13 protein-coding genes are annotated in these 13,628 nt (G+C 44.5%); 9 read left to right on the plus strand and 4 right to left on the minus strand.

The genetic code is table 11. The features are described 5' to 3' along the window. Positions 1 to 28 precede the first annotated feature (28 nt). Both RH89_RS05295 and RH89_RS05300 read right to left on the minus strand, forming a co-directional pair. Positions 29 to 895, minus strand: coding sequence for a LysR family transcriptional regulator (locus RH89_RS05295; RefSeq protein ID WP_004400003.1), 867 nt, complete (start codon positions 893 to 895; stop codon positions 29 to 31). 1,177 nt (positions 896 to 2,072) lie between these two features. Continuing rightward, complete coding sequence (locus RH89_RS05300) at positions 2,073 to 3,119, minus strand: LacI family DNA-binding transcriptional regulator (protein ID WP_004400005.1); 1,047 nt, start codon at positions 3,117 to 3,119, stop codon at positions 2,073 to 2,075. A gap of 340 nt (positions 3,120 to 3,459) precedes the next feature. Here RH89_RS05300 and RH89_RS05305 point away from each other — a divergent pair, with 340 nt between their 5' ends. The 8 genes from RH89_RS05305 (at position 3,460) to RH89_RS05340 (ending at position 10,981) form a co-directional block, all read left to right on the plus strand. Continuing rightward, complete coding sequence (locus RH89_RS05305; protein WP_004400006.1) at positions 3,460 to 3,711, plus strand: hypothetical protein; 252 nt, start codon at positions 3,460 to 3,462, stop codon at positions 3,709 to 3,711. Between the two features lie 84 nt (positions 3,712 to 3,795). Continuing rightward, the gene (locus RH89_RS05310) at positions 3,796 to 4,950 is read left to right on the plus strand and encodes a TRAP transporter substrate-binding protein (protein WP_004400007.1); all 1,155 of its coding nucleotides are present in this window, start codon (positions 3,796 to 3,798) and stop codon (positions 4,948 to 4,950) included. Between the two features lie 69 nt (positions 4,951 to 5,019). Continuing rightward, complete coding sequence (locus RH89_RS05315; RefSeq protein WP_004400008.1) at positions 5,020 to 5,550, plus strand: TRAP transporter small permease; 531 nt, start codon at positions 5,020 to 5,022, stop codon at positions 5,548 to 5,550. Beyond that, complete coding sequence (locus RH89_RS05320; protein ID WP_004400009.1) at positions 5,547 to 6,869, plus strand: TRAP transporter large permease; 1,323 nt, start codon at positions 5,547 to 5,549, stop codon at positions 6,867 to 6,869. The genes RH89_RS05315 and RH89_RS05320 overlap by 4 nt, the downstream gene beginning before the upstream one ends. An 87-nt stretch (positions 6,870 to 6,956) precedes the next feature. Then, on the plus strand, positions 6,957 to 8,261 hold the full coding sequence (gene hisD / locus RH89_RS05325) for a histidinol dehydrogenase (RefSeq protein WP_004400010.1): 1,305 nt from the start codon (positions 6,957 to 6,959) through the stop codon (positions 8,259 to 8,261). Further along, positions 8,258 to 9,025: an SDR family NAD(P)-dependent oxidoreductase gene (locus RH89_RS05330; RefSeq protein WP_022596378.1), complete on the plus strand. Its 768-nt coding sequence runs from the start codon at positions 8,258 to 8,260 to the stop codon at positions 9,023 to 9,025. Before hisD ends, RH89_RS05330 begins: the two co-directional genes overlap by 4 nt. A gap of 16 nt (positions 9,026 to 9,041) precedes the next feature. Next, positions 9,042 to 10,040, plus strand: coding sequence for an alcohol dehydrogenase catalytic domain-containing protein (locus RH89_RS05335; protein ID WP_004400012.1), 999 nt, complete (start codon positions 9,042 to 9,044; stop codon positions 10,038 to 10,040). Positions 10,041 to 10,261: 221 nt separating this feature from the next. Further along, positions 10,262 to 10,981: a GntR family transcriptional regulator gene (locus RH89_RS05340; protein ID WP_004400013.1), complete on the plus strand. Its 720-nt coding sequence runs from the start codon at positions 10,262 to 10,264 to the stop codon at positions 10,979 to 10,981. A gap of 77 nt (positions 10,982 to 11,058) precedes the next feature. Here the strand turns inward: RH89_RS05340 and RH89_RS05345 are convergent, their stop codons facing one another. Together RH89_RS05345 and RH89_RS05350 are read right to left on the minus strand one after the other, a co-directional pair. Continuing rightward, on the minus strand, positions 11,059 to 12,225 hold the full coding sequence (locus tag RH89_RS05345; protein WP_004400014.1) for a UxaA family hydrolase: 1,167 nt from the start codon (positions 12,223 to 12,225) through the stop codon (positions 11,059 to 11,061). Positions 12,226 to 12,241: 16 nt separating this feature from the next. Continuing rightward, positions 12,242 to 12,529, minus strand: coding sequence for a UxaA family hydrolase (locus RH89_RS05350; RefSeq protein ID WP_004400015.1), 288 nt, complete (start codon positions 12,527 to 12,529; stop codon positions 12,242 to 12,244). A gap of 365 nt (positions 12,530 to 12,894) precedes the next feature. Here RH89_RS05350 and RH89_RS05355 point away from each other — a divergent pair, with 365 nt between their 5' ends. Next, positions 12,895 to 13,344, plus strand: coding sequence for a tellurite resistance TerB family protein (locus RH89_RS05355; RefSeq protein ID WP_004400016.1), 450 nt, complete (start codon positions 12,895 to 12,897; stop codon positions 13,342 to 13,344). Positions 13,345 to 13,628: the final 284 nt, after the last annotated feature.

The following is a 13,628-nucleotide window of genomic DNA, read 5'->3' on the forward strand; positions in this document are numbered from 1 at the left end:
AAAATACAAATATGCTATTTATTATTAATCACATTACTTCGAGAGCTGAATCTGTGTGAACAAAAAGTTCTTTAATTCGATTCGTCAATCCAATCTGACTTAGTTCATTGAATGTTGATTCATTGCACCATGCATAGCAGTTAATAGCGTTCGAGGTTTTATGAGCATACAATCGATCTGACTTAATACACCAGCTTGGACAAACTAAAACCGTTCCAGGCTCTTCCATCTCACTTTTCATTAGTCTGGCACTGCTAGTATTAAACCAGCTTTGAATGTTTTCTACACCGAACCCTGTTTCTTCAAGCAAGGTAATGACTTGTTCACGTTCTAACGAGTTACAATGCACCACTCGGATTGGATTCTTTCGCGTAAGCGGAGGATCATTGGGTCTATCACATACAACATATTGAGTCCTTTTCACATTCACCATATGACCACTGCGAGAAGGTTCCGAATTTACACCAAGAATGATATCAAACTTGCTTGCATCGATATCTTTTGGGTTTCTAAAGTTGACCAGGCTCAAATCTAAGTGACTCAATACTCGGAATGCTTTTACAACTTCGTCCACTAGCTCCGTTGAAAAGGAATCGGACACGGCGATCTTATAGCGCTCCTTGTTCTTGGCTTTGCCTAACTCATCAAATAATTGCTCATAAAGGTCCAAACTCAATTCGGTATACCTGAGCAAAATTTCGCCTTCTTTGGTTAACTCAAAGCCTTCTTCCCTGTCAAAAATGCTTGCACCTATATGGGCTTCTACTTTTTTTATGTGTTGTGAGACAGCAGGTTGCGTGATAAACAACGACTCCGCTGCTGCCGAGAAGCTTTTACATTTCGCCACACATGAGAATGTTTTTAAGTATTTAATTTCTATTACATTTCTCAACATTTTTACTTTCTCTTTCTAAATTGAGTCACTACAAACCTCTGCTGACATCATTCATCAATCAACTTGGTTTGACGTGAACTTGCCAGCACTATTCGTGGGTCTTCGTTAGCTATTAGTTGTTGTTGAATTCACTATTTAAAAACATCTGAGCTTCCCAAACGGGCAAATCATATTTTTTATATTTAGCTCAATTCAGTATCCACCCCGAAAGGCAAGGGCTTCAGAATTTATCAATTCTTATACAAAATTTCTGATCCCTTGAAGGAGTAAGGTATCAATTCAAAATATAACAATTAATTCACAACCAAACATCATAGTGATAACACCGCACGTTTGTTGCTGCGAGCAACAAATCCTTGTGGACAAATAAGCACCACTTTAACAAATAAGAAATGACGCCTAACCATTTATGCTATTACCGCTCTCCCTTGATTAAGCTTCGTGCAAAAAATATTCAGGCGAAGATTTATAAAAGGCAATCATAGCAAACATTTTCATTTCTCATTCTACTTTAACATCACATATATTTGATTATCTTATAAATTTTATTAATAACTTAATAAGTTAATGTAATAGTCACAATGAAAACATGGCAAAAGGTCAACATTTCCTGTTGAACATATCCTTATTCATAATACAACTTTTCTAGTATTTTTTTGAACAAGTGTATCATTTCTTATGTAACAGTATTTTTTATAGTTTGGCGTACTTATTATTTGTGGAATGCAAAAACTAATGGGTTAAAGGGAGCCCTGTAATACTGGCGTAATATTTATAAGTTAGGAGCAAATTAAATGTTAAAAATAAGTTGCGATCAAACATTGTATTAAAGATGAAAAATGTTGGGCATCATCTTGCGCTGGCAATTTATGAACAAATTTCAATACCAATGATATTTCCTATTAAGCTCAAATTCCTTACCTTTAGTAAGGCTAGACCTAAGGAATAAAACTCAAAGAATCTGTATCAGAACCCGACCAAAAAGGTCAGCTAGTGGAAGAAAAACAAGAAGTCTGAGCCATTCAGGGCAATGGCTTATCCAAAGCTCTCACGACTGTAAATGTGTCTGGCTATCGTCATATGGCTAGGTGGAACGTTGGTGAGCACATCAATCGTGGATATAACTCAAATCAGATCAAGATTCAGTGGTTTGTGAATAATGCTATGCGTGGCACTCCTAGTTCGGTGCCTGTGCAGTGCTTTCTCGGACAACCAATTGTGTTGGGACTTCGATGTGGCTGGGGCATTCTCGACCAGCAATTTTATCCAGAATAAACTCTGCAGCTCTCTCCCCCATCATCTGGGAAGGGACATGTATCGTGGTTAAGCTTGGGGTGAGGTGCTCGCACAAAGGTAGATCATCAAAACCTGTTATGGAGACTTCTTCAGGGACTGAAACGCCTAACTCTCGGCATTCTGTCAGGCAGCCGAATGCCAGAACATCATTACCGCATATAATGGCAGAAGGTCTGGACGATTTTTTCCGGGATAAAAGGTGTCGGCAAGCGTTTCTTCCCTCCCAGATGTCGTATCGGCACTCAACAATATCCTGCGAAGAAAGAACGATTCCCTGCTCTTCCAAGACAGAAAGCGCACCGTTCAGACGCGCTGTGGCACGGTCATTTCCTTCTGTTATTCCGGATATGAACCCGAACCGACGATGCCCCTGGTTGATAAGGTACTGGGTAATCTGTTGAGCTGCTCTAAAGTTATCAAAACCTACACTGGGGTACGGACTTTCCCGATCTAACACCCATAAGTTAGCAAAGTTCTGATTGTGCTTTTCCAGAATCGAGTAAGTTTCGGGGGCATGTTCGTTTCCCACCAATAGCAACCCATCGACCCCCTGCTCCATAATGTCACGAACCTGTTTAAGCTCGTGCATAGGGTCATAATTACTTACCGCCAGCATCAGAGTGTAGCCTTCTTCGTAAAGACGACGTTCCAAAGCATTGATACCTGAGGCAAAAATGGCGTTGTCGATCGTTGGGATAACTGCCCCAATCATGCGTTTTTTATTTGATGCAAGAGCTCGAGCAGCTCCATCACGCACATAGCCAAGTTTGTTGATCTGCTCTTCAATTCTCAGACGAAGTGGCTCTTTGACTTGATGCGGCTGATTTAACGCTCGTGACACTGTGGCGGTAGAAACACCAGCCGCTTTCGCCACATCACCGAGTGTGGGTTTATCCGTTGACTTACGTAAGCGCTTACCTTTAACCATAATAATCAGACATTTCTTAAGTACTTATTCAGTATATCCAGATATGTCGTTGATTAGAAATCACTCATTTCTTTCTGTGATACAAGTTAAATCGACGTAGTGTTTCATAATTCAAAATCCAATTATAACATGATGTTTTTATTGTTAATTATCATGATTTTCCTGAAAAATTCGCGACAAAGTGAAACCAATTGACTATTTAATGACCAGTTTTCGTGATCGTTACTGGAAAAAATGAACAATTATCGCTCAAATCATAAAAATGTAAGCGCTTACAGTTGACTGTTATTTGAACACTAATTTATGGTGATGTTAACGAGTTGTTGCGAGGAACGTAGCCATGAAAGACACAACCACACAAAGTTCAACACAGTCTGAAGTTAATAAGCTGGCATCGGGCAGTAAGGTGTATCTGATTGTTTGTCTTAGTAGTTTTGCATTCTACCTTGTCAATATTCTCGCGGGGTGGGCTTCGATTCGGTTCGAGTTTCCCGTTACTCCACTTGACGTCGTACCAGAAGCCTTATTGCTCTTAGTGGCGGTTGTTTCTGGCGTCATATTTGTATTGCTGCAAGAAAAACATACTCAATAAGAAAGCCATCTGCCCTCCTAATAATCTGGAAAAAAGGAGCGGTTGCTCAACGTCATTCCCATTAACGTGAAAATGGAGTCAAAAATGAAAGGATTCAGTGAAAAAGATCAAATCGAGTCTGCCGAACGACGGAAGTTTTTTGAAATTGCGGGCAAAGCTGGGGTAACGGCCGCGATTATGATTGGTTCTGCGGGCGCTTTGATGAGCCCGAGTGCAGCGGCTGCAATTTCGAAGGAAGAACGAGAACGCCAGAAAGCCGCAAAATACACCATGACTATTGCCACTGCCTACATTTTGGGTGCTTCTCGTGGCTACCCCATCATGCAGTTGGATTTTAAAGAAAACATCCAGAATATGACCAATGGGCAGGTTTACGTAAAACTGGCTCCGGGTGGTCAGCTTGGTGCAGGTGGAGCACTTGCCCAAAAAGTGCAACAAGGGACCATTCAGGCAGCACAACACTCCTTGTCTAACTTCTCGTCTTTTGCACCTGTTGTCGACCTGATCAACATTCCTTACTGGTGTGGTGAAAATCAGAAATTCGTTAACCTGGTCAATTCAGATGCCTGGAAAGCGGAAGTCGACCCTAAACTTAAAGAGCGAAATTTCAAAGCACTTTGGTATGTCACCATAGACCCTCGCGTTGTTGCATTAAGAAAAGGTCGCAGTGAGATCATTAAAACGCCCGATCAAATGGAAGGCATTAAATTCCGGGTCCCTGGCTCAAAAATTCTTCAGCAGTTCTATCATTTGCTCGGCGCTAACCCAACCCCAATTGCCTGGGGCGAGACACCATCCGCCATCAAGCAAGGTGTGGCAGATGCTCTGGATCCAAGCGTAGAAGCACTGAACATTTTCGGATTCAAAGACGTACTCTCTTCGGTCACCTTCATTCGCTCTGTACCTGATGCACAGGTCTTCTCTTGTAATCTGCAGTGGTTTAATAAGCTTCCTAAAGATATTCAGGAGGGAATCGAAGCGGCTAGCGAAGTTACGGCTCACCAAAACTTGGCGAAAGTGCCAGCAGCCCGCGCGTACGCTATGTCGGAGCTTACTAAGAACAATGTACAGTTCTACTCTCCTACCCCTTCAGAACTGGCGCAATGGCAAGAGAAAGCAGGTCACCAGCTTCCGGTTTGGGATTCCACTAAAAAAGCGCTAGCAGGATCACTGGATACCTTCGACAAGTTGCTTGAAGCAGCGAACACGAAAGGGCGTTACTACGTCCACGACGTGTAGGGCGTTGGCAGCCGTAGACGCTTGCGGCTGCCCTTTTTCCGAACTGGTCATTTGATGAAGGCAATTCCTATGGCGACAAACCGTATCTCCCACATTGAGCAAAATTTAGAGCGCTGGCTGTGTTTGATGTTCTATTCCATGATTGTACTGACCATCATTTCAGAGGTGACTCGACGATTCGTGCTCAGTTATTCCTCCATCTGGGGTGAAGAGGTTGCCCGATATTGTTTTATTTATCTCGCGTGGATCGGCGCTGCCCTTGCAGTCAAAAATCGGGCCCACATTCGTATCGACGTACTGCTGGGATTCTTACCTAACCGAGCACAAATTGCGGTTTATCTGTTTAGTGATTTTCTTACGCTCGTGCTAGCGGTCATTTCACTCATTGTTTCTATTGGACCAGTCATGACGTCGTTAGAATTTGGCTCCGTGACACATGGCTTGCGCGTGAGTCAGGTTTGGTTTCTGTTTGCTGTCCCCTTTGGGTTTACGTTAATTGTGCTGCGCTTGTTGCAATCGATAAGACGAGATCTCAAGTCATTCTCTAACAACGAACCCGTTTATCAGGGCGAACGCCTGATCGACCAGGAGGACAAATGAACAATTACTATTTGCTAGAACAAGCCTCCGCAGCCTCTTACGGAATGGCAGTGTACATTCCTGTGATTGCCATGATCGTGATGATTTTTATGGCTGTCCCGATCTGGGTGGTATTAGGGTTAGGCTCGATTGCTATGTTACTGGCAACAGACGTGCTTCCCCTGTCTCTTGTTGGTGAATCTCTTTTCGACGGAATCGATGCGTTTGCGTTGATTGCGATCCCACTTTTCATCCTGACTGGCGATGTTCTGGTAAGAACAGGGTTGTCGAACAAGTTACTTGATGTGGCAGAAGCCACAACAGGCAGCGCAAGATCAGGGTTGGGCACATCAACGGTTTTAGGATGCGGTTTCTTCGCATGCATTTCAGGGTCAGATGCTGCCGGCGCTGCGGCGGTGGGGAGAATGACCATAGACAGGCTGGTCGACAGAGGTTATCCAAAAGCTTACGCTTGTGCACTTGTGGCGTCTGGTGCCTGTACCGGTATTTTGATCCCACCTTCTATCGCTTACATCATCATCGGACTGATACTGGGCATATCTGCTTCTACCCTGTTTCTGGCTGCGGCCATTCCGGGATTACTCATCATGTTTTCCATCATGGCAACCAATGTCGTACTCAACGCCATCAACGGTTATGAAGATTCAAAAACCGGTTTCTCTATGAAGCACTGGCTGAGTACGATCTATCGGTCGCGCGATGCTCTGTTAATTCCATTCATTATCTTAGGCGGGATCTACTCTGGAATATTCACCCCAACAGAGGCGGCAGCAGTGGCTGTTTTGGTTGGTCTGACTATCGGGCTGTATCAAAAATCCATCACCTGGAGAGACTTCCCCAAAATGCTGTATAGCTCAGCAAAAATCAACGGGATCATCTTACCGATTATAGCCATGTCATTGCCTTTAGCTCAGACCCTGGCAGTGCTGGAAATACCTCAAAGTTTTGTGGTTCAGATGACCGACATTACCGAAGATCCGGTTTACTTGACTCTTATCATGATTGGAATCCTTATTCTTGCAGGCTGCGTGATGGAAACCACCCCGAACATTGTGGTGCTCTCCCCTATTCTTCTGCCGTTAGCGCAGTCAATTGGCATGGATGAAATTCATTTCTGCATCATGATGGTTACCGCTCTGGGCGTTGGGTTTATAACGCCTCCTTTAGGGCTCAACCTGTTTGTAGTATCAGGGGTAACACAAACACCCGTTCTACAAGTTGCCAGATATGCAGCACCTTATGTTTTCTCGATGCTATTGGTGGTTTTGCTTTTAGCATTCGTGCCCGAAATTTCATTGTGGGCACTCCGATTTAATTAGTCTTTACACCAGTTTTATGAATGCAGCGTCCGTTGTAGGGATCTCTGCATTCAAAATTTACAAGAAGCACTTTTCAAGGAGACAGAAATGGCGATTCAATACAAGAAAAAAGCAACAAAAACCGCCGCGACAGGCGAACAGGACACCAGTCGAATCGTTAGCGATATGCTAAATAAGATCGCACTGGGGGGTGAAGAACAAGTGATTGAGTTCACGAAGTCTTTTGATGACTGGGACGGCGACATTTTGGTTTCCGAAAGTGCTCTACAAGAAGCTGAAGCCAAACTTTCCGACCAAATGAAGCTGGATATTCAGTTTGCCTATGAGCGAGTAAAACGCTTTGCTGAAGCCCAACTTGAGTCACTACAAGAATTTGAAGTGGAGCTTTCCCCCGGTTTGTATGCTGGGCAAAAACTTATCCCCATGAACACGGCAGGCTGCTATGTTCCCGGAGGGCGATACTCGCACATTGCCTCTGCCATCATGAGTATCACAACTGCCAAGGTTGCTGGCGTCAAAAACGTTGTAGCCTGCTCACCAGCACGACCTGAAGTCGGCATCAATCCAGCGGTTCTCTACACTATGAAACTGTGTGGCGCAGACTACATTCTGGCACTTGGTGGAGTTCAGGGAATTGCCTCCATGGCAAATGGTCTGTTCACAGGCAACAAAGCCGACATTCTTGTTGGTCCCGGTAATCGCTTTGTGGCCGAGTCCAAGCGTCAGCTTTACGGTCAGGTTGGCATTGATATGTTTGCCGGTCCTTCTGAAATTGCCGTCATTGCGGATGAATCCGCTGATCCAGAAATCGTTGCCGTCGATCTAGTTGGTCAGGCAGAGCACGGATTTGATAGCCCTGCATGGCTGTTCACCACTTCCGACTCTCTCGCGGATAAAGTGATGAAGCGTGTACCTGAGCTTATCTCAGAATTGCCAGATACCGCTATGCAAGCCGCCACCGCTGCATGGAACGATTATGGTGAAGTGATTGTTTGCGACACCAGAGAAGAAGTCGTCCAGATCAGTGATGAGTACGCTTCTGAACATCTGGAAGTGCAGGCAGAGGATCTAGATTGGTGGCTGAAAACCCTATCCAATTATGGTTCGCTTTTTCTTGGCGAAGAGTCAACCGTCGCATTTGGGGATAAATGCTCCGGTCCCAACCATATTCTTCCCACAAAAGGCGCAGCCAAATACACAGGCGGACTGTCGGTCAGCAAGTTCATTAAAATTTGTTCGTTCCAGAGGCTCACTGAAGATGCCAACCGCGAAGTCGCGGCTGTAACGGCTAGAATTTCTCGCCTTGAGGGAATGGAAGCGCACGCAAGAACGGGGGATGCCCGCCTAGCGAAATATTTCCCGAAAGAACAATTTCAGCTGGGGTATGAATGATGAACTCCACTGATTTTTCAGTGAAAGATCGCGTCGCGTTTGTGACTGGCGGGGGAACAGGGATTGGTCGTCAATTTGCCAAAACCCTAGCATCAGCCGGAGCAAAAGTCGTGGTATTGGGCAGGCGTGAATCTTTGCTTCAGGAAACGGTTAACGAGATTGAATCTTCGGCAGGTGAAGCCAGCTATTTAGCGTGCGACCTTACTAAGTTCAGCGAGTTAGATACGAACATTGAGCGGTGTAAATCCTTTTACGGCTCGGCAGACATTCTTGCCAATGTTGCGGGGCTTAACTTGAGGCAACCAGTAGAAGCAGTGGATGAAGCCAGTTGGGATGCCACTCTGGATATAAACCTTAAGTTGCCCTTTTTCCTAGCAAAACTGCTGGTACCGGATATGAAAGCGAAAGGGTTTGGCAAAATCATCAACATTGCTTCACTACAATGTGAACGTGCCTTTCCCAACAGCATGCCTTATGGCGCGTCGAAAGGCGGCGTGTGCCAGCTCACCAGAGCCATGGCGGAAGCATGGTCTTGTTATGGCATTACATGCAATGCCATTGCACCCGGATTTTTTCCTACGGAACTCACCTTACCTGTTTACGAAGATAACGACGCACTGAATAAGCTGGCAAACCAAACAGCAATTGGGCGTAACGGAAATCTGGATGATTTAGACGGACCTCTTCTGTTTTTATCTTCCCCAGCTTCCGATTATGTCACCGGTCAGACTCTATTCGTAGATGGCGGATTTACTGCCAAATAAACAACGAGGAATAAAGATGAAAGCACTCGTTTACACCAATACAAATGAAGTGACGTTCGAATCCCAAATTAAACCGACTCCTGTTGAAGGAGAGGTACTGGTGCAAGTTGAAAAAGCCGGGATATGTGGATCAGACATGCATGCGTATCACGGGCATGACCCAAGACGTGTCCCACCTTTAATTCTCGGGCACGAAGCGTGTGGAATTGCAATGAATGGTAAGTATCGGGGCAAAAGAGTCGTACTGAACCCGCTGCTCACCTGCATGCAATGCGAGGACTGCCTGAGCGGCAGAACTCATCTCTGTGCAAACCGCACTGCAATAGGTCTAAAAAAGCCGGGCGCTTTCGCTGAATTCACTGTCATTCCCGAGCAGAATCTGATTCCAGTTCCCGAAGGAATGAAACCCGAACACGCTGCTCTAACAGAGCCAACCGCTACTGCACTCCATGCTTCTGAGCTGATTGAAAAGCACATGCATCGAACTTTGAGCGATAGCCGAGCGGTGGTGATTGGTGCGGGTTCGATAGGCTTACTCTGCGCACTATTTCTCAAACTTAAGGGAGTATCAAGGGTTACGCTAAGTGATACCAATGCAGACCGACTTGAGACCGCAAAGCGTGCTGGTATCCAGTATTTGCATAACCCCCTGACCGATGATCCATTACCCGATTCCAGCATCGAAGTCGTGATTGATGCCGTTGGCTCAAGCCACACAAGAAAAGCGGGGATGAGCGTGATTAAGCAAGGGGGCGTTTTTCTGCACGTCGGTTTGCAGGATTCCTCTGGCGAATTTGATGTGAGAAAAATGACCTTGCAGGAAATCACCGTACTGGGCTCTTTTTCTTACACTCAGCTTGATATGATTTCTGCTATCGAAATACTTCATCGTGGCGCGTTGGGGGATTTATCCTGGATTGAAGAACGACCTTTAAGCCAGGGTAGTCAGGCATTTAGTGATCTAGACAATAACCGCACCGCCGCAGCTAAAATCATTTTGGATATAAATGCTTAAGTGAATCTGCCGTCTGTCATCATGTTTGTTCATCAGAACCAGAGTTTAATGCCCTACGACGTTAAATTCTGTTCTGGTTCTGCGTTTTTAACCGTAGCGTAGATCTTTCGCCTGATCACGTTAGACAAATTCCTTGCGACAAAGAGTGAAGCCCATAGAGACAGCTTAGTGCTTGATTGATAATATGAAGTAAGTCAGATCCTTAATCCGAGCGAAAATCGATGAACAAACCCACACATTTTCTTCCTTTGTACATGCAAGTAAAAGAGCTATTGATACAGAGACTAATAGATAAAGTGTGGTTACCCGGAAGCCCGTTACCAAGCGAATTCCAGCTTGCGGATGAATTGCAGGTAAGTCAGGGCACCGTAAGAAAGGCGTTGGACGAGCTGGCAGCGGAAAAACTGGTGGTTCGTCGTCAAGGGAAAGGAACATATGTGGCTGAACATACTCAGGAGCAGCCACTCTATCACTTCTTCCGACTTGTTGATCTTCAAGGCAAGCGACATTTACCAGAAAGTCGTATCCTCGACTTTAACCGCTACCCCGCAACCCGACTAGAAAGCGATTCTCTTTCTATCCCAGATGAAGAACAAGTCATTCGAATTACTCGTGTTCGTGCTCTGGAGGGTGTTCCGGTTATTTATGAAACCATTTCTCTGCCTGACAGATTATTTTCAAACATGCCTCTCTCGGACGATTTACCCAACACACTTTACAGCTATTATCAGCGTGAGTTTGGGTTGTCTGTGGTCAAAGTTGTTGAAAAACTTAGAGCAGTGCTTGCTAAAGAAGAAGAGAAAACTCATCTTGAGATTGACGAAAGCACTCCCCTACTTGAAGCCACGCGAATTGCTTATGCACTGAATGGTGAAGCAGTGGAACTACGTGTGACTCGCTGCCATACGGAACAGCATTGCTATTTGAATGAATTAAGTTAAGCCTTCACAAGTTCAAGTAAAAACAAAGCCTTTCCAATTGGAAAGGCTTTGTTTTATGACAACTGCATCTGTTTTAGTTAAGCACTTCGGTAAAGCTTGGTCAGTGAAAACTCGACATGCCCTAAGACTTCTGCACAGGTATTCCTGCCGTTGGCGGTATCTATCACCATTTCGATCAACTCATCACCCGCTTCATCCAACGTCATTTCGTGTCTAAGAATGGCAGACACATCATGATCAATGTGTTCGCTCATGGTTCTCACTGTTCTCGGGTTTCCTGTAATTTTCAACACAGGCATGATTGGATTACCAATAACGTTCCCCTGCCCAGTTGGGAAAAGGTGAACGACATAGCCACCTGCCGCCTGAAGCGTATTACATTCTGCTGCTGCCGATGACGTATCCATAAAGTACAAGCCCGGTCCTTTCGCTGGCGTTTCAGCGGGTTCGAGAACATCGACATAACGCGCTTTTTTACCAATTTTCTGAACGTTGCCCAGCGCTTTTTCTTCAATGGTGGTCAGCCCTCCTTCAATATTCCCTTTGGTTGGCTGTGAATCGGAAAGGTCGTTGGTTTTTTCAGCGAGAATGAAATCGTTATAAGAAGACCAGGTGTTCATGAATTTTTCTGCTGCTTCGGGATTAGCCGCTCTCCCTGCTACAATTTTCTCTGCACCAGTAATCTCTGAGGTTTCACCAAAGCAAGTTGTGGCACCCACTTCATTCATCTTATCGATGAAGTTACCCACCGTTGGGTTAGCAGAAAGACCAGACGTTGTATCGGATTCGCCACATTTCACCGCAACCCACAGATCGCTGATTGGGCACTCTTCTCTCTGCAGTGAGGTTGCGTAATGAACGTATTCTTTGGCAGTGCGAGACGCTGTGGCAATCGTATTGATATCGCCATTTTGCTCGATCGAGAACCCTTTCACCGGTTTACCTGTTTCTGCAATTCCATCGACGACTTTCTGCGTCCAGCCCGGTTCAATACCAATGACCACGACCGCCGCTACGTTCGGGTTTGATCCTGTACCGATAATAGTACGAAAGTGAAGGTCCAAGTCTGCGCCAAACTGTAAACGACCATAAGCATGAGGAATGGCGATAGTCCCTTTAATGTTATTTGCTACCGCTTCACACGCTGCATTTGAAATATCGTCCAAGGGTAAGATCAGTACATGATTACGTACCCCGACTCGACCATTTTCACGGCGGTAACCCATAAATGTTGCTCTTTTCATTCTATTATCTCCCTGATTACCAACGCTTAGTTTTAATATTGTGCACGTGAGCATGACCACCTGCAGCAACCGCTTCGACCACTTTCCCCATGTCTTCGTTGTATTTAATGATGGTGTCACCAACACTCAGATCTCGGAGCGCAATTTTGTGACCAAGAGGTATGTCCGCCAATGCTCTTAGCCTGATCTCCTCGTCCGTATCCATCATGTACCCCGTGACTTCCATACCTTTTACGACGTTTTCGACCACCATTACCCCGACAGTGTCGTTCACGTCATGCACCAGAAAATGTGTTTCACTCATTTTTCCATCCTTAGCTTTTATGACTCAAAACGCCCTAAATCCAATCTCAGGACGTGTTAAAACCACGCTATCAGCCGCTCATTTTATGATCAATTGATTTTTATATCTTATGTCTTATATAAGACACAAGATATAGTCAATAAAATTAAAACTAACCTATATATTTCATACAGATGAGGTTGAGAGCGCCATATTTTATGGGGAAAATACATATTTCATTTTTCGTGATGTAAATCAAATTAGGCTCAAACCAAAGATCGCTATTGGATCGAGAAGAATAAAGAAGTGTAATGAGAAACTCTGAATCTTGTAATTTCTGTAAACTGCCCCAAAGTTAACGTTAAGACCTTTTTTGGAGATTAAGAATGATCTCGACACTTTCTAAAATTTTTAAGCAACTCACCGAAGGCAGCGACCTCAATTCTGGCGAGGTAGCTAATCCTAACCTTGCGATTGCTGCCCTGTTTTGCGAAGTATCCAGTGCCGACCATAATGTCGATGAATCGGAAGAAGCCGCTACTCTGTCTATGCTCACCAAAGTACTGGAAATTGATAATGATGAAGCCAAAGCTTTGGTTGTTCAGGCTAAAAGTAAAACAGAAGACTCTGCGTCACTTTATGAATTCACCTCTCAACTAAGGCACTTAGATCAGCCAGAGCGTATTGAAATCATTAGAGCTTTATGGGAAGTCGCCTTTGCCGATAACCATTTAGATCCACTGGAAGAGTCTGTTATCAGAAAAACCGCCGAGCTGCTGTATGTGGATCATAAAGATTTTATTAAAACCAAATTGGAAGTGACTGATAACAGATAAACTTCGCTCTGCTTCCTCCATCTAAACCCGCAATCTGCGGGTTTTCTTATGTCCAAAGTCACTATTAACCAATTGATAATTAACAGGTTAAATGCTAATCACATTTCTAATAATCTTTGATGGGCTTCAAATATAACAGTCAAAAGCATTCCCCTCGCCTATACAACAATCAAAAATCAAACCTCATTTACAAAGTAAACCTAAAAACAATCAAGGATATAAAATGAAAAAGCACTTGATAGCACTCAGCGTCATTGGCTCATGCATTTCATTCGGAGCTTCTG

The sequence above is a fragment of the Vibrio nigripulchritudo ATCC 27043 genome, from assembly GCF_000222685.1.
GTDB lineage: Bacteria > Pseudomonadota > Gammaproteobacteria > Enterobacterales > Vibrionaceae > Vibrio > Vibrio nigripulchritudo.

What these genes read in the sequence shown, in the direction of transcription:
- RH89_RS05350 (WP_004400015.1), bottom strand. Translation starts at nt 12,529, where the DNA reads ATGAGTGAAACACATTTTCTGGTGCATGACGTGAACGACACTGTCGGG.
- RH89_RS05315 (WP_004400008.1), top strand. Translation starts at nt 5,020, where the DNA reads ATGGCGACAAACCGTATCTCCCACATTGAGCAAAATTTAGAGCGCTGG.
- RH89_RS05330 (WP_022596378.1), top strand. Translation starts at nt 8,258, where the DNA reads ATGATGAACTCCACTGATTTTTCAGTGAAAGATCGCGTCGCGTTTGTG.
- RH89_RS05335 (WP_004400012.1), top strand. Translation starts at nt 9,042, where the DNA reads ATGAAAGCACTCGTTTACACCAATACAAATGAAGTGACGTTCGAATCC.
- RH89_RS05295 (WP_004400003.1), bottom strand. Translation starts at nt 895, where the DNA reads ATGTTGAGAAATGTAATAGAAATTAAATACTTAAAAACATTCTCATGT.
- RH89_RS05345 (WP_004400014.1), bottom strand. Translation starts at nt 12,225, where the DNA reads ATGAAAAGAGCAACATTTATGGGTTACCGCCGTGAAAATGGTCGAGTC.
- RH89_RS05340 (WP_004400013.1), top strand. Translation starts at nt 10,262, where the DNA reads ATGAACAAACCCACACATTTTCTTCCTTTGTACATGCAAGTAAAAGAG.
- hisD (WP_004400010.1), top strand. Translation starts at nt 6,957, where the DNA reads ATGGCGATTCAATACAAGAAAAAAGCAACAAAAACCGCCGCGACAGGC.
- RH89_RS05355 (WP_004400016.1), top strand. Translation starts at nt 12,895, where the DNA reads ATGATCTCGACACTTTCTAAAATTTTTAAGCAACTCACCGAAGGCAGC.
- RH89_RS05310 (WP_004400007.1), top strand. Translation starts at nt 3,796, where the DNA reads ATGAAAGGATTCAGTGAAAAAGATCAAATCGAGTCTGCCGAACGACGG.
- RH89_RS05300 (WP_004400005.1), bottom strand. Translation starts at nt 3,119, where the DNA reads ATGGTTAAAGGTAAGCGCTTACGTAAGTCAACGGATAAACCCACACTC.
- RH89_RS05320 (WP_004400009.1), top strand. Translation starts at nt 5,547, where the DNA reads ATGAACAATTACTATTTGCTAGAACAAGCCTCCGCAGCCTCTTACGGA.
- RH89_RS05305 (WP_004400006.1), top strand. Translation starts at nt 3,460, where the DNA reads ATGAAAGACACAACCACACAAAGTTCAACACAGTCTGAAGTTAATAAG.